The organism is Burkholderia sp. MSh2, assembly GCF_000731655.1.
Taxonomy (GTDB): domain Bacteria; phylum Pseudomonadota; class Gammaproteobacteria; order Burkholderiales; family Burkholderiaceae; genus Burkholderia; species Burkholderia paludis.
In genome coordinates this window covers 1-20,322 of sequence record NZ_JPGM01000024.1, presented here as the reverse complement: position 1 = coordinate 20,322, position 20,322 = coordinate 1, and the positions used below count along the sequence as shown (strand labels likewise).

The window sequence follows — 20,322 nt, the reverse complement described above, 5'->3', positions numbered from 1 at the left end:
ATCTAGAGCGAGTTTTCCGGCGTTTCGGGTCTGGTTGAACCCGGCAAAGGCACCAGCTGACGGGCGAATTCAGCTGGTGCCAACTCTTTGAGAACAGAGTGAGGACGGCTCTCGTTGTAGTCCCGGCGCCAGGCCTCGACGATCGCTTTGGCTTCGCCCAGCGTTTCGAACCAATGTAGGTTCAAGCACTCGTCGCGGAATGATCCGTTAAACGTCTCAATGTGGCAATTGTCCGTCGGCTTGCCGGGCCTGCTGAAGTCGATTTTTGCTCGGTAGTGGTACGCCCACATATCGAGCAGCCGCCCGGAAAATTCGCTGCCATTGTCGACAAACAGATGCCGCGGGGCGCCGCGCCGAGCGGCGATCCGGTTCAATGCTGACACCACGTGTTCGCCTATCAAGCGTTGCCCGACTTCGATCGCCAACGCCTCCTTCGTGAACACATCCACGATCGTCAAAGTGCGAAATTTCGAGCCATCAGCAAGCTGGTCAGCCACAAAATCCATACTCCAAGCGTCGTTTGGCCTGACCGGCACGATCTTCGCCACGCGCGTCACCACCATCTTTCGTCGCTTCGGCAATTTCGAGCGCAACTGCAACCGCTCTTCGCAATACAACCGGTACGCCTGGTTTCGACCCAACTGCCAGCCTTCCCGGCGCAGCAGTACGTCGACACGTCGATACCCGTAACGCACACGCGTATATGCGATCTCGCGCATACGTTAGCGCAGCTCTGGGCGAGGGTCCTTGACGCTTCTGTAGTACTGAACGCTGCGCGGTTGCTTCACGAGCCGACAGGCCCGCCTCATCGTCAATCCGTAGTGGCTTACCGCGTAATCCACCACGTCTCGTCTCAGCGCGGGCGGGGCCACTTTTTTGAAGCAACGTCCTGCAAGATGGCCTTGTCCAAGCTCAGTTCGGCAACCAGCTTCTTCAGCCGCGCATTCTCATCCTGCAACTGCTTGAGCTCGCGCACCTGATCAGACTGCATTCCCGCGTATTGCTTCTTCCACCGATAGAACGTCTGCTCGGAAATCCCGACCTGACGGATCAGATCCGCTACCGGCATCCCCAGCTCTGCTTGCTTCAGTACGGCCACAATCTGTTCGATCGAAAAGCGCTTCCGTTTCATGGCAAACCACCTCCTGGTTCAGGGTCAAGTTTGCCGTAAAACTCGCTCTCAGATTGGTCCAGAATTCCTAAAGCGGATCAGGACAACTGGATGGACGAACGCAGACTTTCCCAGCGAGAGAGACCGTCAAGCGGAAGCGCGGCCGGACTAGGCAGCGTGGGGACGTTCTTTACGGGCATTTGTGCTCCCTTAAGCATGTCTGTGCCACCATTGGCATCGACAGCCTGCAATTTAAGGGAGCACATCGAAACGAAACACGGATTGTTTTTTCCGTTTCGATTTAAAAATCTTCCGGCCTATAACTCATCGCTCTCGAAACTCAGCCGATGCTTCCGCATACGCTCAACAAACCCTTCCAAGTCACTCTCACCCAAAGCTACTTTGCACTGAATTGCGAGGAGCGAGTCAGGAAGCCGCCAACATTCCGCCTGATTTTCGTCGGTGTATTCGAATCGCAGCTCCCACATAGCCCGATCAACGCTGCGAACGTAGGCTCGATACTTGTTGCTTTTCTGCGATGTAAATTGGTCAGCTGCAAATTGCCCGCGCCAAGGGATCGTCGCACGATCATCTAGCTGCGCCTGCAGACCAAATGCGCTCGCCGACAACCCGGTTATAAGTTGAGCAACGGATGGAATAAAGCAAGCAGCGCTACCATTAAAGCGAAATATCTCATCGAGGCGTGGACGCGCATTCGCCTCATATCTCGACCTATCGCAGCCGTCCACAATTCCTGGATGCTGAGCGGTTGCATCAAGGAGATGCAGAACATCGGTGAACTCTATTGGTATTGAAATAGGCGCAGCCGTCTCGTCCTGCTCGATTTCGTTAAGAAGATCGCGAGCCGCATCGAGTACTCGCACAAGCTCCGACACATTAGCCCGTTGCCGCTTGATGGCTTCGCGCGACGCATCTTCATCAGCGTTCGCGGCATCCAGTGCCGCGTCGAACCAAAGCCGCCATGCGATATCGGCATTCGGCCCACGGGCCCACCCAAGTGACTCGGACCGGTAAAACGTCTCCATCCGACGATCGGTGACGAGCCGTTTCGCCGCCACAACACTCAATTCCCGATAGGGAGTATCGGCGGTACACACGCCCGTGCATGCCTGTCGCACCGGATCAGGCACGCCGCAGCAAAAATCCAGATTCATCGCGCATCCTTCATATGCGCCCTTCACAAAGAACACCGAGCCAGCCGGTGAAGGCATCCGGTTTTCGGGTGGCCGCCCTAGGCTCGACGGCAGACATTGTCCCACGACTCAGAAACCAGGCCGAAGGCTGCTATGTACGTCCGCCACCGAACCGCACCATGCGATCAGAAACGTTGCCGCCCTTCATGGCTTGAGGTGCCATCACCTCGGCTCCGACGCATTCTCAAGGCAGCAAATGTCGGTTAGTTGCATTGGTAAATTTTGTGGTACAAGGACCGTTGATAATGTACCATTCTCACAAAACATCGGAACATCAGGCATAAAAATGGTACAAATTGAAGAACACGATCTTCTTAGCCTTATGCAACAGGGGCTACGAGGGAACGCGCAAGGGTTCGCCCTGATATCGCGAAAGATTGTTAGCAGCTTGCGACGAAGGCAACCTGACGAGGCCGCACGGCTGGCGGAAGTTCTGTCCTCAGACACTGCAACGCGCGGCAGCGTCATTCAACCGCCGCCCGTCGATAGCGACAGCCGTCGTCAATTGCTCCGGGAGGTGCAGTCTGTTGTTCTCGCCGAAGAACCAATTTGGCCGCAACAGATTGAGGCGTCGCTAAACATGGTTATTCGGGAGAGGAAGGAAGCCTCAAAGTTGATTGCAGCAGGACTAGAACCGATACACGCACTGCTCTTTAAAGGACCACCCGGCGCTGGCAAGACACTGGCCGCCCATTGGTTAGGCCGCGAATTGAAGCTGCCGGTCTTGACCCTGGATCTCGCCACAGTCATGTCCAGCCTACTCGGCAAGACCGGTGCAAACATCAAGTCGGTCATTGACTACGCTCGAAGCTTTCCTTGCATTTTGTTGCTAGACGAGTTCGACGCCGTCGCGAAGAAACGTGACGACGACAAAGATGTCGGAGAACTCAAGCGTCTCGTAACCGTGCTTCTTCAGGCGATAGACGATTGGCCGTCGACCTCGGTCTTAGTTGCTGCAACAAATCATCCGGAAATCCTGGACCCTGCCGTCTGGAGACGATTCGACTTGGTCATGGACTTCGGCACACCGGACGCTGACACAATTAGGCAGTTCATTCGATCAGAGGGAATCGGGGAAGTTATCGCAGATGAACTAGCCCCAATCATTTTGGGGTACTCCTTCGCTGATGTCAGACGGCTGGTGGATGCCTCGCGAAAGCAAGCCATTCTCGACAACATTTCGGCAAACGAGGCGATTGTGAATATCGCATTACAATCGCTCTTAGCTGCGGGGCGACTGGACGGCGAAGCCAGAAAGCTGCAAATTCTTCAGCTTGCGATCCAAGGTTACTCCCAACGAAAGATTGCCGAAGCTGTCGGCGTTTCCCACCCGACAGTTGGTCGCATCTTGAAAGCGTTGAAACAGGAAAAGAGCAATGACCACTAAGAAGAATATTTTGCTGGGAGGCGGCGAAGCACTTGAATCGAACAGTGCTATCGACCGAGGGCCGAATAATAAGACTTGGCCATACGAAATCGGCGAAATACGCAATGCAGTTCAAGCTCCGCTGGAGTTCATCCGAAAGTCGCTGGAGACGCTTAGAAGCGATGCGAAGCCGCGCCAGGAAGGGGTGTTTGAATTGATTCTCCATCCGGCGTTTCTTGGAAGGTCTTACTATCCAACCAAGGCACTGAGAAGAAGCGGGCTTCGCGACGTGGGAAGCAAAGAGGTAGAGATCGTCCCCCGCAAATCGACGCGAACGGCACGCGAGGGCAACAAGCAAGCAACGGCATCGCTTTTCGTAGCCGGAGACGTGCGCGGCATTGATCGCTTCAAGGATCTCTTGTTCGCAGAGAAACCTCCAAAGGGAGTCGCCACCGACCTGCTTAAGATCGAGACTGTTCGGTGGATAACCCCGGAAGAGAAGTTGCGCGGCGCGATCCCGCAAGATGCGAATTCGCACGCATTCGAGGTTGCGCTTCACGCTGGCGCGGACGAGGAGGATATCGTTGTAGCCTTTGCCGATTTTGCGAAGGAGCTATCTGCGAGCGTTGATCTTGCCCGCCGAATTCGCGTCGGCGGTCTTACGTTCTTACCGGTAAATGCGACTCGCGATGCGCTCAGAGCGATTGCTGAATTTTCGTTCCTTCGAGTCGCGCGGCCGATGTCAAAAATTCGCGAGGCACTACCGAACATACCGCGACAGACTGTTCTGATGCCGCCTCCGGCCTTTCCCGAAGCACCTGCACTTGACCCATCAAGGCGGGCCGCCATCTTTGATGGCGGGCTCGGCACGTCCGACCTCGCGACATGGGCAAACGAGATCGTCTACGACGAAACACAAAGTACGCACGGCTCGCTGCTACTGCATGGCAGCGAAGTGACGTCAACGTTTCTGTTTGGACGTTCCGTCACCGGGAAAGGACTGCCACGGCCATACATGAATGTCGATCACTTTCGAGTGCTATCCCCTACGTCCGGCAGGGACCCCGATCTATTCGACGTCCTTCACAGAATCAAAGCAGCCCTCGAAACTGGAAAATATAAGTTTGCGAATTTCAGCATCGGACCGCGTATGCCAATCGCAGATGACGAGGTCCACGCTTGGACGGCAACAATCGATCAGCTATGCGCACGACACGGAATTTTTGCGACTGTCGCCGTCGGCAATGACGGGGATATCGAAGGCGCAAACCGCATCCAACCACCAAGCGACATGGTGAACGCGATTGCGGTTGGGGCAGCAGACTCTCCAGGTCCGAAATGGGGGCGGGCACCCTATAGTTGTGTTGGGCCCGGTCGAAGCCCGGGATTCGTAAAGCCTGACGGCATAGCGTTCGGAGGCACCGGCAAACAGCCGTTCCTCGTCTACAGTCCGATTCTGAGTTCAGTCGTGGGCGTACAAGGCACGAGCTATGCGTCCCCTTTGACACTGCGGACGGCGGCGGGAACGGCCGTGTCTACCGCATATGAAATGACAGCGACGGCGCTCAAAGCACTAATGATTCACTGGGCAGAACGTCGCCCGCGCGCTGCACGCGAAGAAGTGGGTTGGGGCCGCTTTGTAGAAGACCCTATGCGTCTTTTGGAATGCGACGACGAGTCGGCCACGATCATTTTCCAAGGCACCCTAGCGAAAAACCAATATCGCCGCTGCCCGGTCCCCTTTCCGAATGTGGTACTTCCCGACTCCGTCACGATCTCGGCGACGCTTTGCATTCAATCGCATACCGATCCCGAGCATGCACTTAACTACACTCGTTCCGGCATGAGCGTTAAGTTTCGGAAGCAACAGGGAATCGGAGACAAGACCGCTTCAGATTTCTTCGGCTTTCGCTCCCAGTATTACCTATCTGAACGCGAGCAACGAGATAGCGCTCATAAGTGGGAAACGACATTGCACCGGAAGAAGACGTTTGAAGAACCAACAGGTCTTGCCGACCCGGTATTCGACATCGAGTATCACGCTCGCAACGCCAGCCGCAGTGTCCCGGCCTCGTCGGCACCGGATGTGAAATATGCATTGGTCGTTACCGTGACTGCGAAAGGCGTCCCGAACGTGTATGACTTGATCCGCCAGCGTTATCCAGTCCTTGTCCCCGTTCAGCTTCAGGTGGATCTCGACGTGGACACGAGCCTTGGAACATAGATGTCCGAAACCGTTCCCTTTCGAACACATCCGAGACCCAGCATGTCCCGAACATTTGCATACGCACGCGTGAGTACAACCGACCAAACGGCGGCCAATCAATTGCGCGAGATCGAGGCAGCTGGCTTTTCTGTCGACAAGCGCCGCGTCGTTACCGAGACTATTTCTGGCAGCGTCTCTGCTCGACAGCGGCCCGGCTTTGCCGAACTCCTTCTCAAACTCGAAGAAGGCGACGTGCTGATTATGACGAAGCTCGACCGTCTAGGCAGAAATTCGATGGATGTACGCGCGACCGTTGAAGCGCTTGCAGATCGAGGCATTCGGATTCACTGCCTGGCGCTTGGCGGAGTTGACTTAACCAGTGCCGCCGGCCGCATGACAATGCAGGTGTTGAATGCGGTTGCCGAGTTTGAGCGCGACTTACTAATCGAACGAACACAAGCGGGTATTGCGCGAGCTAGGACGGAAGGTAAGGCTATGGGGCGCCCGTCCGTGTTGACCATTCAGCAACAGAACGAGGTCCGCCAGCAGTTGAGCGACGGGGCGAGCGTGGCAAGCCTCGCGAAGCGGTACGCTACAAGTCGTCAAACGATTATGCGAGTTCGCGCCGCGACGTAACGCCTAACGGAACAAGCCATTGCGTCAGGCCGGGAAGGCGCCTTTTTCCCTCCCATGCGGGCCGCGGCATCAGGGTCGCTACATTGTCGAACGCCCCGCCCCGTACTACAGAAATATGTGCAGGTAGAATCGCATCGTGCTCAATACTGACAAAACAAGCGCTCCAGCGACCACCGCATGAGACCTCCCAACAACTCTCGACACCAACCCAACGGCGGCAAGAAACACTCATCGAGTTCCGTCCCTATGAACAGCGCGTCTACACCAATACCTGCACCGCAAGCGGCAACCCAGTCGGCGAACTCGGGAAGGTCCGGAGCCACAGTGCGCAGAAAGCGTCGCGAAAGTTACTGGGATCCCTTGTTTAACCCCAGCTTTAAGGGAACGAACAATCGATTTGACTGGGACACAAAGAACGTTACGGGCGTCCAGTACTCTCTTTGCGATGCGGAATCTCTGATAGACATAATGAGTTCCAAACTCACATCGCGATGGTCCATGAAGAATTTCAAGTTCTCAAATTGCGATTTTCAGGGAAATTTCACAACGATGGACTTATCGTTCACCGGTTGCGAATTCATCAACACCGACTTAGGATATTCAAACTGGAAAAATATTAAATTTTCCAGATGCAAATTTACACGCACATCGTTTACATTAGCCACCTTTGAACAGTGTCAATTCATCGACTGCTCCTGGGAAGAGATCGGGATATCCGGAACAGAAACAAAGTTATTTGACACCACAATTTCCAATCCTTGGGATTTCGTACTCTCTGCCTACACGAACACCGACAAGGACGTACTTAAGCAACACGGGAACACCAACCCCGCGCATCAGATAATGCGACTTGAAGAAACAAAGGTCAAACTATCGAGAGCAATTCTATCAAGCAGCGAACGCAATAGTGACGATCTCGTTTATTACGAAGCAGTAAAGACATATCTAACGCACTCACTCCACTCAAGGAGAGTTCGTGCGGCCTACGATAGAGACACCACAAAGAGCGCCGCAACGAAATTGAAATCCATATGGATAATCGCTCTTCTCGACACCGAAAGCACGATCTTAAAACTATCAGGCTCCATCAACGCGTGGGGTTATAGTTTAGCTAGACCTGCAATCGTAGGCTTTGCATTAATTTGCATCTTCGCGCTGATCTATTTCCTCACAGGCATATCATCTACTGCCAAGCTTGCAGCCATGACATCGTTCGATGTGACTCTGCTCGTTGGATACACAAAACACGCCAGCGAGCAATCGACTTGGCCGGCACAGATCGTTTATGGCGTTAACGCTCTCTTAGGCCTCTGGTGGTACGCAATCTTTGTGCCGACCGTTATAAACAGAATTAGCCGAGTCCGATAATGTCGATTTTGACTCTTGCCCTATACGGAAGTCGCGCACGCGCAGATCAAAACCCCGACTCAGATGTAGACCTTTTCGCGATAACAAGCGAAACCGACTACAGAATGATCGTACGGAATAATATTAATATTGCATGTTACCCCCGTGATTTGGCACATACCCGCGCCGAGAACGGAGATCTATACATGCTGCACATCGTACGCGAATCCAAGGATTTATTCGATTACACGGGAGAATTACCCAAGCTGCGCGACAAATTTACATTCAAGCCAAGTTATGAATCAGAAATCCAGCTTGCATCCGATCTCGCTTGGTTCATCCTAGATGCGGAGAGAATTTTTAGAAACTACACACTGTTTAATCGACGCATTGCTTGGTGTGTGCGAACTATTCTGATCGCCCTATCTGCGGAAGCACGCACACCCGTTTTCTCTGCGCGACAATTGAGCAAATTAACCGGATCCCTAGAGACTGTTATATTGATTGAAAACAAGGACAGTGACCAATACGATCCGATCACGACGAAATATCTGAACAATTTCTTGAATACTTTTGGTCGACCACGCCCGATTTTTACGGAGCCATCGACACTCGACGGTTACGCTGCGCATTTCGTGCGAAGCAATAATGTCATGGGAATAAAAACCATTTCTGCGCTACGCGTAAATTCCGTCGGAAACGGATACAGCTAATCCCCCCATGACTGCACTCATACATGCCAGTCCCTGTGAAGACTGCGAATACTAGATTTCTCTGAGGCCCAGCTCACCGTGTGGAGGCGGCGGCACGGGAGGCTCTTTGCGCGAAATGTTCCAGTGGCCGAGCAAACGCCGGCAGCCCGGCCGTGTGTCTCCAAAGTCATCTCCAGAAAAGTGTGTGTCTTGGAGATAGACTTGGAGATAGTCGAATCCTTACCAGACAAGGCTGACAAGCGAAAAAACGTGCTTGTCTCCAACTCTCCAAAGTTTTTTGCTTCCAGCGGCAAACGATGCCTACGCAGCGCCCCTACCGCCTATGCGGAGGCGTTTGTTGGTATTTCTGTTGGTATATGCGCCTAGATATAGGCCACGACTCCCTGCCAGCTTAGAGATATGAATTCTGTCGGGGACCAGTCAAACTCTCAGCCATCCCCCAATCGCCCCGTCTGGTGCCGCTCTAGCTCCCAGCCTTACCCGAGGCTGTAGTAACGGTCGGAAAAGGCGTTGAGATTTTCGTTGGTATCAGCAGATACCCACAATGCCGCTCACTGACGCGCAGATATCGCATCCGCTCGACAACGCATCCGCCGCCCGCACCAACTAACCCTTTCCGCCCCACCACCGGCGACGGCCGGGGCGCGACGATGTTGGACTGCCACCAGCTTACTCGTCGAACGGCCCTGCTTCGAACGTGGCCACTCCGTCGGCATACTCTCGCACCCATACATCGCGGTGATCCTCGCCAGAGCCCTTTACTGCGAACGACGCATTCGGTAGGCATGAAGCCAACTTGTCGAACAGCATGACGATCGCCATGCTATTCAGAAAGAAGAGCGTTGACGTTGGTAGCGCCGAACCACATGCTTCGGTGAGGTTGGTCAATACGTCGTGGCTTAGCGAATATTCGTCAAGAAACCTCAAGAGTTCCTCACGGACGCTGGCAACATTCAACGGCTCACCATCGAACGGATGAACCGAAACCTGAGTGTGAAAGCTCATTCGAACCTACTCCGTTATTTTTCTCATTCAAACGCGGGCTCTTCACGGTGTGCGGAGCGAATCGTGATTTTTGACGATCTACCGACCGTTGTCGATCGGCCAGGTTTGACCTTTCATGGGCAGTTCACCCTTCTGCGCGGCCTTCACGAAGCGTGCCGAGCCCGCCGGTAAACCGCGGCTTCCATTCGACGCAAATCAAAGATCGTTTGACTCCCCGCACCTACCCCAGTACACTACGCGCCGCGGGGTGGAGCAGTCTGGCAGCTCGTCGGGCTCATAACCCGAAGGTCGTAGGTTCAAATCCTACCCCCGCAACCAATACCGAAGCCCGCTCTGCGAAAGCAAGCGGGCTTTTTGCTGTCCGGGCGTCCAGCTCGCACACGGCGTTATGCTCGAACAGTGGCGCACTCCAGCCGCAGGTACGACCTGCGACACACGACCGCATTGAGTCCACCGGCCACATCCCCCCGCCCGCAATTGCGTAGAATTCCGAACTTTCTCCAGCATCCGGATTTCGCCAATGGTTCGAACGATCGCGGCACTCGTCGCGTTTTCATCCCTGCCTGCCACGGCCAGCGCCACCGACACCCCCACCTCGCCCGCCACGCAGCGCTACGTCAGCCCTGGCGTCGCCAACATCACGAGTGCCGCAACACCGCACCAGGAAAACGCGCCATCCCACTCGCGCTGCCGCGAACTGGCCACCGGCATCGACGCCGTCACACACACGCCCGATCGCGGCCAGAAGATCGTGCGCGGCATCAGCCCGGACGGCAAGCCACGCAACGAACTGCGCGCTTACGACAGGCGGGCCAACCTCGAAGCCGAGCATCGACGGCTCGGCTGCCGATAACGAATGCCGTGCCGCCCGGCCCAATCACGCCGGGTGTGCGCATTCAAGCATTCGCGCCGCCGTCGATCGTCAACCCGGTCCCATTGATCGACCGGCCTTCCGGACCGACGACGAACGCCACGAGCGCCGCTACGTCGTCGGCCTTGCCGTACTGCGGAATCGCCATCCGCGAACGCTGCGCGTTCGCATGTTCGCTGTCGGCCGGATTCATGTCGGTGTCCGTCGAACCCGGATGCACGACATTGGCGGTTATGCCGCGCGGGCCCAGATCGCGTGCGAGCCCCTGCGTCCAGCCGATCAGCGCGGCCTTGCTCGCCGCATAGAGGCCCATTCCCGCGTCGGGCACGCGCGTCGCGAGGCCACTGCCGATCGACACGATGCGCCCACCCTCTCCAAGATGCCGCGCCGCGGCCTGCGACGCGACGATCACCGCGCGCACGTTCACATTCAGCGTCGCGTCGATATCGTCGAACGTCAAGTCGCTCAGCGCGCGCCCCTGGAAAATCCCCGCGTTGTTGACGAGGATGTCGAGACCGCCGAGCGTCTCGGCCGCGCGATCGACCGCATCCCGCACGGCAGCCGGATCGGCGCTGTCCGCCTGGATCGCGACGGACCGGCGGCCCATCGCCTCGATGCCGGCGACGATGGCCTGCGCCCGCTCAGCCGATTTCTCATAAGTAATCGCAACGTCCGCGCCATCAGCCGCCAGCCGTTGCGCGATCGCCGCCCCGATGCCGCGGCTGCCGCCCGTGACGAGCGCGCGCTTGCCCTGAAGTCGAGTCATGTCGGTTCCTTTCCTGATTTATGTATCGACCGACACAGAATGTGGCGAGTTGTGCGCCACAGTCAAATGATTTATTTTATCGATCGATACAGATATCGACGAAGGAGCGGACGCAATGGCTGAACGGGGCCGACCAAGAGGCTTCGACAAGGAAGCGGCGCTGGATCGCGCGATGGAGGTGTTCTGGCGCCTCGGCTACGAGGGCGCGTCGATGACCGACCTGACGGCCGCGATGGGCATCGCGTCGCCGAGCCTGTACGCGGCGTTCGGCAGCAAGGAAGCGTTGTTCCGGCAGGCGCTCGAGCGCTACGGCGCAACGGAGGCGCGGGAAATCTGGGATGACGTCGAGAAGGCCGAGAGCGCGCACGACGCCGTGCGCCACTACCTGATCAATACCGCACGCGTGTTCACGCGGCGGTCGAAACCGGCCGGCTGCCTGGTCGTGCTGTCGGCACTGCATCCGGCCGAGCGCTCCGATACGGTCCGGCAGACACTGATCGCCATGCGCGAAGGCACGGTCGGCTATCTGCACAAGCGCCTCCGGCAAGGCGTCGAGACCGGCGAGATTTCGGCGCACGCGAACCTCGACGCGATCGCGCGGTACTACGTGACGGTCCAGCAGGGCATGTCGATCCAGGCACGTGACGGCGCGAGCCGTCGCGACCTGGAGGCCATCGCGCTGGCCGCACTGGCTGCGTGGCCAGCGCTCGTCGGCACGGGCAGCGCGTAGCGGCACACCACGCGCAGCCGCACCAACGCGTTACTGCTTCGCCGCGTGCTGCACGTCCTGCGACGCATGCCACACGCGATAGCGCACCTCGAAACCGTCCGGCACATAGACGACGAGCGGCAGGCGGCTGTTGTAGCGCAGCAGCTGGCCGTCGTTGCGCACCTGCACGAACCGTTGCTGCGGCGCCTGGCCCGGGCAAGCCATCAGCGTCGATGCCGGCCCCTTCACGTCGGTCAGCTGGTAGTACGTGTAGCCCCAGCCCTTCACGTCCTCGGCGGTCAGCTCGCCGCCGAACCACTGCTGGTTGCAGTCGGTCTGCAGCGTCTTGCCGATCATCAGTTCGACACGCGCATCGCCCTCGTTCTCGAGCGCGGGCAGCGCGATCACGACACGCTGCTGGCCGGCCGCGGCCTGCGGAAACATCTTGATCGACTCGGCCGTCACGGCGGGCGCCGAGGCAGGCCCTGCCATGCAGACAGCGGCAGTCGTCACGCAGAAGGCGGCCAGTGCGGCCCGGATCGCGAATTTCATCGATGTACTCCCGAAAAACAGAACAAATGAGCCCAGGATGCTAACACTTTCACCGCACAACCTTACGGCGCCGTAATTTGACGACACAATTGCAAACAGCCTGCAATCTCCTTGCGCGGTACTTATAAGGCGACCAACGGAGAACATCATGCTGAAGCTCATTGCTGCCGCCGGCGTCGCAACCCTGCTGGCCGGTTGCGTCGTCGCCCCGGATGCCGGATATGGCTACGGACAGCCCTACTACGCGTCGCCCGGCTACGCGTACGGCCCGTCACCGGTGTACGGCACGGTCAATATCTGGGGCGGTGGCGGCGGACGCAACTGGGATCGCGGCCGACGCGACTACCCTCGCTGGGACGGCAACCGCGGCAACGGCTGGGGACACGGCGGTGGACGCCGCGGCGACTGGAACGGCGGCGGCGGAGGTGGTGGTGGCCATCGCCACTGACGTGCATTTGCAACCGTTTGTATCCGCATACGGGCCGCCGGCCGCTAACGATCGGCGCGTCACGCGAGCAAACGAACGGCCGCACAAAAACCAAGGCCCTCGCATGCAGCGAGGGCCTTTTGTCATCGGGTGCAGCAAGGCAGACGTCGGTGTGCGCCGGCCGGCACCGACGATTCGCGCGGCGCGCGCCGGCCCGCTTACCAGCCCGCCGGTTGTGCGTAGCCGCCCGACACGGGCGCGCCGCACACGTACGCGCGCTGGTAGCGGTCGTAGCAATAGTTCGGGCCGTCGTCCTGGTATTGCGCCTGCTGGTAGGTCGGATACGCAGGCTGCTGGTACGCGGGCGCCTGGTAGTAGGTCGGCGGCTGATAAGCGGGTGCCTGGTACGCAGGCGCCTGATACGCGACGGGCGGATTCATCGCGGACGTGACGATCGCGCCCAATACCGCGCCGCCGATCAATGCGCCAACGATGGCGCCGCCGTCGCTGCCGTGCGCGGACGCCGGCCCCGCCACGGCAAGCGAACCGGCAAGGACACACACTGCGGCAATTTTTTTCATGATGGGCTCCCACGCGAAGCGGTACTGGATGCGATGCATTGTGGCCGCACGCGACGGTAATAGATGCAGCAAGTGGTAACGCGCCATTACGCGTGTCACGCACACCGAAATGTGCCGCCGCCGTGCTACGATTTTCGGCATACAGGAGACGCCGTCATGCAGCCCGAAACCGCCCGCCGTTTCGATACCGAATTCGCACCGCGCATCGCCCAGGCGATCGCCGCCGTTTTCGCCGATCACGTACTGACCGATGTCGTCCCCTACGGCGGTCACGGACACCCGACGTGCGTGCAGATCCGCAGCGCGCCGCACGAGCACGTGAGCGGCTTCGTGCATCCGCTGAACCTCGAGCTGACCTGGGATACCGACGAAATCGAACGGCTGATGGAGCCGGACGGTCCGCAACGCTTCGAACACTACCTGGCCGCGCTGCCGAAGAAGCTCGGCGCGTGGCAGGGCGCGCGCGACATCGATCTCGCGTCGCGCACGCAGGCCGATCCGCTCGTGCGGCTCGGCGGCCTCGATTTCGAAGGCTGAGCGCCGGCGTCGCGCAATGCGGCCCGGTGATACACTCGACCGGCCCCGGACCGGCGCAGCCGCGCCGGCCGGGCCGCTCATCGCCGCCTCCACCCGTCTGCATGGTTGCGCACGCAACCGGCAACCCGGCGCGCACACAACCCTGCTTTCGGTCCCGTCATGAACGCCGATACCGGCCTGCCGCTTCCGCAACGCTACTGGGCGATCCTCTGCGTCGCCCTGGGCATCACGCTCGCCGTGCTCGACGGCGCCATCGCGAACGTCGCCCTGCCGACGATCGCACGCGACCTGCATGCGTCCGACGCCGCGTCGATCTGGATCGTCAACGCCTACCAGCTCGCGGTCACGATCACGCTGCTGCCGCTCGCGTCGCTCGGCGAGCGCATCGGCTATCGACGCATCTACATCGCCGGGCTCGCGCTGTTTACCGCGGCATCGCTCGGCTGCGCGCTATCCGGCTCGCTGCCGATGCTGGCCGTGATGCGCGTGATCCAGGGGTTCGGCGCGGCCGGCATCATGAGCGTCAACGCGGCGCTCGTGCGGATGATCTACCCGTCGTCGATGCTCGGGCGCGGGTTGTCGATCAATGCGATGGTGGTGGCGCTGTCGTCGGCGATCGGGCCGACGGTCGCATCCGCGATCCTGTCGTTCGCGTCGTGGCCGTGGCTCTTCGCGGTCAACGTGCCGATCGGCATCGCCGCGGTATTCGGCAGCCTGCGCGCGCTGCCGGCCAACCCGCTGCATGACGCGCCGTACGATATCCCGGGCGCGCTGATGAACGCGTGCGTGTTCGGGCTGCTGATCACCGCCGTCGACGGGCTCGGCCACGGCGAAAGCCATGCATACGTCGCGGCCGAGCTGGCCGTCGCGTCCGTCATCGGCTACTTCTTCGTGAAGCGCCAGTTGTCGCAGCCGGCGCCGCTGCTGCCGGTCGACCTGATGCGCATCCCGATGTTCGCGCTGTCCGTCTGTACGTCGATGGCGTCGTTCACGTCGCAGATGCTCGCGTTCGTCGCGCTGCCGTTCTGGCTGCAGAACTCGCTCGGCTTCTCGCAGGTCGAGACGGGGCTGTACATGACGCCGTGGCCGCTCGTGATCGTGTTCGCCGCCCCGCTCGCGGGCGTGCTGTCGGACCGCTATTCGGCCGGCATCCTCGGCGGGATCGGGCTCGCGCTGTTCGCGGCCGGGCTGCTGTCGCTCGCGACGATCGGCGCGCACCCGGGCACCGTCGACATCGTATGGCGGATGGCGCTGTGCGGCGCGGGCTTCGGGCTGTTCCAGTCACCGAACAACCGCGCGATGCTGTCATCGGCGCCGCGCGAACGCAGCGGCGGCGCGGGCGGCATGCTGAGCACCGCCCGTCTGACCGGGCAGACGCTCGGCGCCGCGCTCGTCGCACTGATTTTCGGGCTCGTGCCCGATCGCGGGCCGACGATTGCACTCTATGCCGCCGCGGCCTTCGCGGCCGTCGCGGCGCTCGTCAGCATGCTGCGCATCGCGTCGCCGCGTCCGGACGCGGCGACCTGATACCGCCGCGCGCCGCCTTCGCCACCGCACATCGTCACGCGGCGTCGAGCGCCTCCATCACGAAGCGCACGCGCGCCTGCACGCTCGCGCGCGGCAGTTCGACCAGCCGGTAGCCATATGACGTATAGCACTCGACCATTGCGTCGTAAGTGCGCACGGCCTCCGCGAAATCCTGCCGGCGCTCGGCGTCCTGCGCGTAGATGTCGGGCCACGGCGGCGCGATGAACACGCGCCGGTGATAGCGGAACCGCCGGGCCGCGGCGTCCGCATGCGCGGGCACGGCCAGCCCCGTCAACCGCAGGTAGCCGACCACGTCCGGCACGCCACGATCGAAGAACACCGGCCCGCGCGCGTGCCGCGCGAGATGGTACGAGCGCATCTCCCAGCCCAGCATCAGTTCGGCGAACGCGGCCGGGTCGCGCCACGGCAGTGCCTGGCCGTCGATGGCCATCTGGTCGCGAATCACGCCCCGCCCGGCCTCCTGCGAGCGTGCAAACCCCGCGTGCTCCAGCGCGTCGAGCAGCGTGCTCTTGCCCGAACCCGGGCCGCCCGTCACGACGAAGAAGCGGCCGGCGGCCCCGTCTGCCGCATCGTCCGCGGCACTCATGCCCTGCCCGCGCTCATGCATGTGCGACCCGCCGGCCCACGCGCCGCGTCACCGATGCGGCGGCCGCGACGCTGCGCAAGTCGGCGACGAACGTATCGCGCCAGACCGACAAGTCGCGTTCGCGCAGCCGCGCGAGGTTCTCCGCGTGCCGCGCCTGCCGCTCCGCGAGCGGCATCGACAGCGCGCGCTCGAGCGCCTCGGCCATCTGCGACAGGTCGTACGGATTGACGAGGAGCGCGCCGGTCAGCTCGGCCGCCGCGCCCGCGAACTCCGACAGCACCAGCACGCCCGGATCGGCGGGATCCTGCGATGCGACGTACTCCTTGGCAACCAGATTCATCCCGTCGCGCAGCGGCGTCACGTAGCCAACCTGAGACATTCGGAAGAATGCCATCAGCAGGTTGCGTTCGTACTTGCGGTTCAGGTACTGGATCGGCGTCCAGTCGAGTTGCGAAAAGCGCCCGTTGATGCGGCCGGCCTCGCCTTCGAGCGTTTCGCGAATGTGCTGATAGGTCTGCACGTCGGAGCGCGTCGGCGGCGCGATCTGCAGAAGCGACACGCGCCCCTGCCAGCCCGGCGCGTTCTCGAGCATCCGTTCGAACGCCTGAAAGCGCTCGACGAGCCCCTTCGAATAATCGAGGCGGTCGACGCTCATCACCAGCCGGCGTCCGTCGAGCGCCTCGCGCAGCATTTTCACCGGCTTGCGCGCGCCGTACTGGACGGCCGCCTGCGCGATCGCGTCAGGATGCACGCCGATCGGATAGGCGGCAACCTTCACGACGCGACCGTGCGCATGCAGCATTCCGTCGTCGCTCGCCGCACCGATCCCGCGTCGCTCGATGTAGTCGGTAAATGCCTGCTTGTCGGCCTCGGTCTGGAAGCCCGCGACGTCGTACGCGCACATGAACTTCACGAGTTCCTCGTGCGGCGGCACGAGACGCAGCATGTCGGGCGACGGGAACGGGATGTGCAGGAAGAAGCCGATCGGGTTCTTCACGCCGAGTGCGCGCAGGTAGTGCGCGAACGGCAACAAGTGGTAGTCGTGCACCCAGATCAGGTCGTCGGGACGCAGCAACGCGGCGAGCTGCTTCGCGAGCATCGCATTCACGCGCAGATAGCCCGCATACTCGCGCCGGTCGAAGCGCGCCAGATCGCCGCGATAGTGAAACACCGGCCACAGCGTCGCGTTCGAGAAACCCCGGTAGTACTGGTCGTAGTCGCGCCGGGTCAGCCCGACCGTCGCATAGGTGACGTTGCCGTCCCGCTGCATCGCGGGCTCGGTGTCGGGCACACCGACGATCTCGCCGTTCCAGCCGAACCAGACGCCGCCCGTTTCCTTCAGCGCGTCCATCACGCCGACCGCGAGGCCGCCCGCGCTCGGGCGCGTGTCCTCGCCGGCGGCGACACGGTTCGATACCACGATCAATCTGCTCATGCGGCTTCCCCTCCTCGATGCGATGCGATGGGCTGGCGCGCGGCGCGCGCCAAGGCGGACGCGGCGGCCCGACGGCGGCCGCGCGGAGATTCAGATCCGGGACGTGCAATGAAATACGGCGGTGAAATGCGACGACCACGACATCAGGCGTCCTGCTCCTGGCCGAGGTCGCGTTGATAGTCGAGCCCTTCCGGGCGAGCACCGCCCTGGTTGTGATCGCCGTCGGACGGCGTCACCGCGGGCGCTCCGGCAGGCGGGGCCGACGGCGCATCGGTTCGCTGATGCGGCCGATCCGCTCCCGGTTGGCCGGCCCCCGTGTCGAGCGGCCGGGGCGAATGCCGTTTCGAACGGCGCATGGCTGGGTGTCTCATATGCGGCGCGGCTCGGGGCCGTCGTAGAAACATTCCATGAATGAAGAGTCTAGGTCGCTTTCTCGCCCGCCAAGGTAACAATTACCTTCAATTTGTAACGTTTCGACCCCTCGCCATCCATCTATCCGACAATGGCGCCGCGCGCGCACGCGGCTTGCCGTCCGGCGATTTGTCAAAGCTTTGCATTTTTCCTATGACAATTGCGAAACAATGACGCGGCATGAGGGCGCGCATGCGTTGCCGCTCACCCAGACAGGACTTGCACTCAGGGATGAACATTCGCTTCGAATCGACGCGCCGGGGCATGCCGGCGCGCGTCGTGCTGGCCGCAACCGCCGCGGCCGCACTGCTGTCCGGCTGCAACTCGCTGTACAGCGAAGGTGCGACCGCCGGCGCCGGTATCGCGGGCGCCGCGATCGCGTCCAAGGTCACCAGCAACGCCGCCGTCGCGACGGGTATCGGCCTGGGCGCCGTCGCCGGCGCGCGGGCGGGCGTCCAGTACACGCAGCGCGTCGCGCACCGCTACTCGCAGGAACAGATCGCGAAGGCGGCCGGCCCGCTCGACGTGGGCGGCGTCGCGCCGTGGTCGACGCACCACTCGTTTCCGATCGAGGACGACGAGCAGGGTCGCGTGACGGTGAGCCGGATGATCAGCATCGGCCCGCTCGACTGCAAGGAAATCGTGTTCGCGGTCGACACGCCGGCGAAGGCCGACAAGGCCGCGCAATCGGCGTTCTACATCGCGACGATCTGCCGTGACGGCCCCGTGTGGAAATGGGCGTCGGCCGAGCCGGCGACCGAACGCTGGGGCGCGCTGCAATGAGCGTCGCGATGCGTATCGCGGCAGTCGGCGCGCTTTGCGCGGCGGCGGCCACGCTGTCGGGCTGCGGATCGGTCGGCGCGGCGAGCGGCGCGCTTGCCGGCGCGGCGACGGGCCTCGTCACCGCGAATCCCGCGGTGGGCGTCGGTGTCGGGATTGCCGTGCAGGCCGCGACCGACGAAGCCGTCAACCGCACGATGAAGCAACTCCATCAGAACCAGCAGGATGCCATCGCGAAGACGGCCGGCAGCCTCGCCGTCGGCGAAGTGAAGCCGTGGAAGGTGAAGAACATGCTTCCGCTGGAAAACGGCGAAGGCGAAGTGCGCGTCACGCGCGCGTTTTCATCGGCGCTCGCGCTGTGCAAGGAATTCGCGTTCTCGGTGAAGGACGGCGACAAGGCCGACTGGTATTTCGCCAGCGCGTGCCAGCAAGGCACCCGCTGGAAGTGGGCGGCGGCGGAGCCGGCGGTCGACCGGTGGGGGAATCTGCAGTAAGGGGTGTACGCGTCACCCGTTGTTCTCGCTCACGGGCGCCCGCTGGAGCGCCCACACGCCGCGGGCGTCGCATCGGCCGGGCAGCCGCACGGATGCGTTGCACCGGCCTTGCGCCAGCCGGCGTGAAGCCGCGCCGACGCGAAGCGGCCAGCTCGCAGCGCGGAACCGGCATCCGGGCAACAGGCGCCCGAATGCTTCGCCGGCTTCAGGACTCGACGTCCTCGAGACTGAAAATCTCCGTCTGGTCGTTGTACGAGAAGATCTCGCCATAGCGCCCCCAGTCGATCACCGCGTCGAGCGTCTCCTCTGCCGCGCCGTCCGACAGGAAATCCTCCAGCTCCTGCTCGAAGCGCACGCGCGGCGCGCGATGGCCCGGACGCTCGTTCAGCACCTTCTTGATCCGTGCGGCGAGCGGCACGTGCTTCAGCAGGTGATCCGCGAACATCAGCTTGCGCTCCTGCGTGCCGAATTCCGCGAACACGCGCCCCGGCGGCGTGAGGAACACGTCCCCTTCGCGCACGTCCGCGAAGCCGAGGTACTGCAGCACTTCGGCGATCGGGAACAGGTCGTCGACTTCCAGATGCAGCGTGCGCGCGATTTCCGGCATGTCCGCGCGGCCGTGGTACGGCGCCATCGCGAGCGTCTCGATCAGGCCGGCCATCAGGTTGGTCGACACCTGCGGCAGCCAGCTGCCGAGCTCCAGCCCCTTCTTCGTCGCCTCGTTGGTCTGGCGCGCGGTCATCTTCGCGTAGATGTCGTCGACCAGCTTGCGGAACGCCGGGTCGAGCCGGTTGCGCGGATGCTTGAACGGCACCTTGATCTCGGCGATCACGCGGCCCGGATTCGACGACAGCACGAGGATGCGGTCGCACATGAACACCGCTTCCTCGATGTTGTGCGTGACGATCAACACCGACTTGATCGGCATGCGCCCTTGCGTCCACAGATCGAGCAGGTCGGTACGCAGCGTCTCGGCCGTCAGCACGTCGAGCGCCGAGAACGGCTCGTCCATCAGCAGGATCGTCGG

At 61.2% G+C, this 20,322-nt stretch carries 21 protein-coding genes, 1 tRNA gene and 1 pseudogene; 13 read left to right on the top strand and 10 right to left on the bottom strand.

The genetic code is table 11. From position 1 onward, the window contains the following. Window positions 1–2: 2 nt before the first annotated feature. Together GQ57_RS39510 and GQ57_RS16005 are read right to left on the bottom strand one after the other, a co-directional pair. Window positions 3–1,132 (bottom strand): annotated as a pseudogene (locus GQ57_RS39510) (IS3 family transposase). 296 nt (window positions 1,133–1,428) lie between these two features. Next, window positions 1,429–2,286, bottom strand: a complete 858-nt coding sequence (locus GQ57_RS16005) for a hypothetical protein (protein WP_235215075.1) — start codon at window positions 2,284–2,286, stop codon at window positions 1,429–1,431. 325 nt (window positions 2,287–2,611) lie between these two features. Between GQ57_RS16005 and GQ57_RS16000 the strand changes: the two genes are divergently transcribed. From GQ57_RS16000 to halB, 5 genes are all read left to right on the top strand, one after another. Beyond that, the gene (locus GQ57_RS16000) at window positions 2,612–3,712 is read left to right on the top strand and encodes an AAA family ATPase (protein ID WP_034198377.1); all 1,101 of its coding nucleotides are present in this window, start codon (window positions 2,612–2,614) and stop codon (window positions 3,710–3,712) included. Continuing rightward, window positions 3,702–5,915, top strand: coding sequence for a S8 family peptidase (locus tag GQ57_RS15995; RefSeq protein ID WP_034198376.1), 2,214 nt, complete (start codon window positions 3,702–3,704; stop codon window positions 5,913–5,915). Before GQ57_RS16000 ends, GQ57_RS15995 begins: the two co-directional genes overlap by 11 nt. A 42-nt stretch (window positions 5,916–5,957) precedes the next feature. After that, entirely contained in the window at window positions 5,958–6,533 is a 576-nt protein-coding gene (locus GQ57_RS15990) for a recombinase family protein (RefSeq protein WP_034198375.1), read from the top strand. A 177-nt stretch (window positions 6,534–6,710) separates the two neighbouring features. After that, entirely contained in the window at window positions 6,711–7,901 is a 1,191-nt protein-coding gene (gene halA / locus GQ57_RS39505; protein ID WP_442856734.1) for an anti-phage Hailong system effector protein HalA, read from the top strand. Then, window positions 7,901–8,593, top strand: coding sequence for an anti-phage Hailong system nucleotidyltransferase HalB (gene halB / locus GQ57_RS41740; protein WP_152603271.1), 693 nt, complete (start codon window positions 7,901–7,903; stop codon window positions 8,591–8,593). Before halA ends, halB begins: the two co-directional genes overlap by 1 nt. Before the next feature lie 669 nt (window positions 8,594–9,262). On the opposite strand, the gene GQ57_RS15985 is transcribed toward halB, so the two are convergent. Continuing rightward, window positions 9,263–9,598, bottom strand: a complete 336-nt coding sequence (locus GQ57_RS15985; RefSeq protein WP_052001335.1) for a hypothetical protein — start codon at window positions 9,596–9,598, stop codon at window positions 9,263–9,265. 241 nt (window positions 9,599–9,839) lie between these two features. Here GQ57_RS15985 and GQ57_RS15980 point away from each other — a divergent pair. Beyond that, window positions 9,840–9,916: transfer RNA gene (locus GQ57_RS15980), tRNA-Met, on the top strand. Between the two features lie 202 nt (window positions 9,917–10,118). Next, the gene (locus GQ57_RS15975) at window positions 10,119–10,451 is read left to right on the top strand and encodes a hypothetical protein (protein WP_034198374.1); all 333 of its coding nucleotides are present in this window, start codon (window positions 10,119–10,121) and stop codon (window positions 10,449–10,451) included. A 43-nt stretch (window positions 10,452–10,494) separates the two neighbouring features. Here the strand turns inward: GQ57_RS15975 and GQ57_RS15970 are convergent, their stop codons facing one another. Continuing rightward, a complete protein-coding gene (locus GQ57_RS15970; protein WP_034198373.1) occupies window positions 10,495–11,235 on the bottom strand; it encodes an SDR family NAD(P)-dependent oxidoreductase in 741 nt (246 codons plus the stop codon). Between the two features lie 115 nt (window positions 11,236–11,350). Here GQ57_RS15970 and GQ57_RS15965 point away from each other — a divergent pair, with 115 nt between their 5' ends. Then, entirely contained in the window at window positions 11,351–11,965 is a 615-nt protein-coding gene (locus tag GQ57_RS15965) for a TetR/AcrR family transcriptional regulator (RefSeq protein WP_034198372.1), read from the top strand. Between the two features lie 30 nt (window positions 11,966–11,995). Here GQ57_RS15965 and eco read toward each other — a convergent pair whose 3' ends face one another. Continuing rightward, entirely contained in the window at window positions 11,996–12,496 is a 501-nt protein-coding gene (gene eco, locus GQ57_RS15960) for a serine protease inhibitor ecotin (RefSeq protein ID WP_034198371.1), read from the bottom strand. A 148-nt stretch (window positions 12,497–12,644) separates the two neighbouring features. Between eco and GQ57_RS39500 the strand changes: the two genes are divergently transcribed. Beyond that, window positions 12,645–12,944, top strand: coding sequence for a hypothetical protein (locus GQ57_RS39500; RefSeq protein ID WP_075123117.1), 300 nt, complete (start codon window positions 12,645–12,647; stop codon window positions 12,942–12,944). A gap of 197 nt (window positions 12,945–13,141) precedes the next feature. On the opposite strand, the gene GQ57_RS15955 is transcribed toward GQ57_RS39500, so the two are convergent. Beyond that, window positions 13,142–13,543 carry a hypothetical protein gene (locus GQ57_RS15955; protein ID WP_034198370.1) on the bottom strand — a complete coding sequence of 134 codons (402 nt, stop codon included), beginning with the start codon at window positions 13,541–13,543 and terminating at the stop codon, window positions 13,142–13,144. Between the two features lie 117 nt (window positions 13,544–13,660). Between GQ57_RS15955 and GQ57_RS15950 the strand changes: the two genes are divergently transcribed. Together GQ57_RS15950 and GQ57_RS15945 are read left to right on the top strand one after the other, a co-directional pair. Continuing rightward, window positions 13,661–14,041, top strand: a complete 381-nt coding sequence (locus GQ57_RS15950; protein ID WP_031403570.1) for a DUF5594 family protein — start codon at window positions 13,661–13,663, stop codon at window positions 14,039–14,041. Between the two features lie 159 nt (window positions 14,042–14,200). Next, window positions 14,201–15,568 (top strand): MFS transporter, encoded by a 1,368-nt coding sequence (locus GQ57_RS15945; protein ID WP_034198369.1) that lies wholly within the window; start codon window positions 14,201–14,203, stop codon window positions 15,566–15,568. Window positions 15,569–15,602: 34 nt separating this feature from the next. On the opposite strand, the gene GQ57_RS15940 is transcribed toward GQ57_RS15945, so the two are convergent. The 3 genes from GQ57_RS15940 to GQ57_RS15930 form a co-directional block, all read right to left on the bottom strand. Further along, entirely contained in the window at window positions 15,603–16,175 is a 573-nt protein-coding gene (locus GQ57_RS15940; protein ID WP_152603270.1) for an AAA family ATPase, read from the bottom strand. A 13-nt stretch (window positions 16,176–16,188) separates the two neighbouring features. Continuing rightward, on the bottom strand, window positions 16,189–17,610 hold the full coding sequence (gene otsA, locus GQ57_RS15935) for an alpha,alpha-trehalose-phosphate synthase (UDP-forming) (protein ID WP_034198367.1): 1,422 nt from the start codon (window positions 17,608–17,610) through the stop codon (window positions 16,189–16,191). Between the two features lie 143 nt (window positions 17,611–17,753). After that, window positions 17,754–17,966, bottom strand: coding sequence for a hypothetical protein (locus tag GQ57_RS15930; protein ID WP_031403574.1), 213 nt, complete (start codon window positions 17,964–17,966; stop codon window positions 17,754–17,756). A 286-nt stretch (window positions 17,967–18,252) separates the two neighbouring features. Here GQ57_RS15930 and GQ57_RS15925 point away from each other — a divergent pair, with 286 nt between their 5' ends. Both GQ57_RS15925 and GQ57_RS15920 read left to right on the top strand, forming a co-directional pair. After that, window positions 18,253–18,804, top strand: coding sequence for a hypothetical protein (locus GQ57_RS15925; RefSeq protein ID WP_052001334.1), 552 nt, complete (start codon window positions 18,253–18,255; stop codon window positions 18,802–18,804). Then, the gene (locus GQ57_RS15920) at window positions 18,801–19,295 is read left to right on the top strand and encodes a hypothetical protein (protein ID WP_031403576.1); all 495 of its coding nucleotides are present in this window, start codon (window positions 18,801–18,803) and stop codon (window positions 19,293–19,295) included. Before GQ57_RS15925 ends, GQ57_RS15920 begins: the two co-directional genes overlap by 4 nt. Before the next feature lie 205 nt (window positions 19,296–19,500). On the opposite strand, the gene GQ57_RS15915 is transcribed toward GQ57_RS15920, so the two are convergent. After that, on the bottom strand, window positions 19,501–20,322 hold an 822-nt coding region (locus tag GQ57_RS15915), incomplete at its 5' end, for an ABC transporter ATP-binding protein (RefSeq protein ID WP_034198366.1).

Excerpts from the sequence above, each read along its gene's own strand:
- GQ57_RS16005 (WP_235215075.1), bottom strand. The coding sequence starts at position 2,286 with ATGAATCTGGATTTTTGCTGCGGCGTGCCTGATCCGGTGCGACAGGCA.
- GQ57_RS16000 (WP_034198377.1), top strand. The coding sequence starts at position 2,612 with ATGGTACAAATTGAAGAACACGATCTTCTTAGCCTTATGCAACAGGGG.
- halA (WP_442856734.1), top strand. The coding sequence starts at position 6,711 with ATGAGACCTCCCAACAACTCTCGACACCAACCCAACGGCGGCAAGAAA.
- GQ57_RS15990 (WP_034198375.1), top strand. The coding sequence starts at position 5,958 with ATGTCCCGAACATTTGCATACGCACGCGTGAGTACAACCGACCAAACG.
- halB (WP_152603271.1), top strand. The coding sequence starts at position 7,901 with ATGTCGATTTTGACTCTTGCCCTATACGGAAGTCGCGCACGCGCAGAT.
- eco (WP_034198371.1), bottom strand. The coding sequence starts at position 12,496 with ATGAAATTCGCGATCCGGGCCGCACTGGCCGCCTTCTGCGTGACGACT.
- GQ57_RS15945 (WP_034198369.1), top strand. The coding sequence starts at position 14,201 with ATGAACGCCGATACCGGCCTGCCGCTTCCGCAACGCTACTGGGCGATC.
- GQ57_RS15965 (WP_034198372.1), top strand. The coding sequence starts at position 11,351 with ATGGCTGAACGGGGCCGACCAAGAGGCTTCGACAAGGAAGCGGCGCTG.
- GQ57_RS39500 (WP_075123117.1), top strand. The coding sequence starts at position 12,645 with ATGCTGAAGCTCATTGCTGCCGCCGGCGTCGCAACCCTGCTGGCCGGT.
- GQ57_RS15950 (WP_031403570.1), top strand. The coding sequence starts at position 13,661 with ATGCAGCCCGAAACCGCCCGCCGTTTCGATACCGAATTCGCACCGCGC.
- GQ57_RS15975 (WP_034198374.1), top strand. The coding sequence starts at position 10,119 with ATGGTTCGAACGATCGCGGCACTCGTCGCGTTTTCATCCCTGCCTGCC.
- GQ57_RS15930 (WP_031403574.1), bottom strand. The coding sequence starts at position 17,966 with ATGCGCCGTTCGAAACGGCATTCGCCCCGGCCGCTCGACACGGGGGCC.
- GQ57_RS15995 (WP_034198376.1), top strand. The coding sequence starts at position 3,702 with ATGACCACTAAGAAGAATATTTTGCTGGGAGGCGGCGAAGCACTTGAA.
- GQ57_RS15920 (WP_031403576.1), top strand. The coding sequence starts at position 18,801 with ATGAGCGTCGCGATGCGTATCGCGGCAGTCGGCGCGCTTTGCGCGGCG.
- GQ57_RS15970 (WP_034198373.1), bottom strand. The coding sequence starts at position 11,235 with ATGACTCGACTTCAGGGCAAGCGCGCGCTCGTCACGGGCGGCAGCCGC.
- GQ57_RS15985 (WP_052001335.1), bottom strand. The coding sequence starts at position 9,598 with ATGAGCTTTCACACTCAGGTTTCGGTTCATCCGTTCGATGGTGAGCCG.
- GQ57_RS15940 (WP_152603270.1), bottom strand. The coding sequence starts at position 16,175 with ATGAGTGCCGCGGACGATGCGGCAGACGGGGCCGCCGGCCGCTTCTTC.
- GQ57_RS15955 (WP_034198370.1), bottom strand. The coding sequence starts at position 13,543 with ATGCATCGCATCCAGTACCGCTTCGCGTGGGAGCCCATCATGAAAAAA.
- GQ57_RS15925 (WP_052001334.1), top strand. The coding sequence starts at position 18,253 with ATGAACATTCGCTTCGAATCGACGCGCCGGGGCATGCCGGCGCGCGTC.
- otsA (WP_034198367.1), bottom strand. The coding sequence starts at position 17,610 with ATGAGCAGATTGATCGTGGTATCGAACCGTGTCGCCGCCGGCGAGGAC.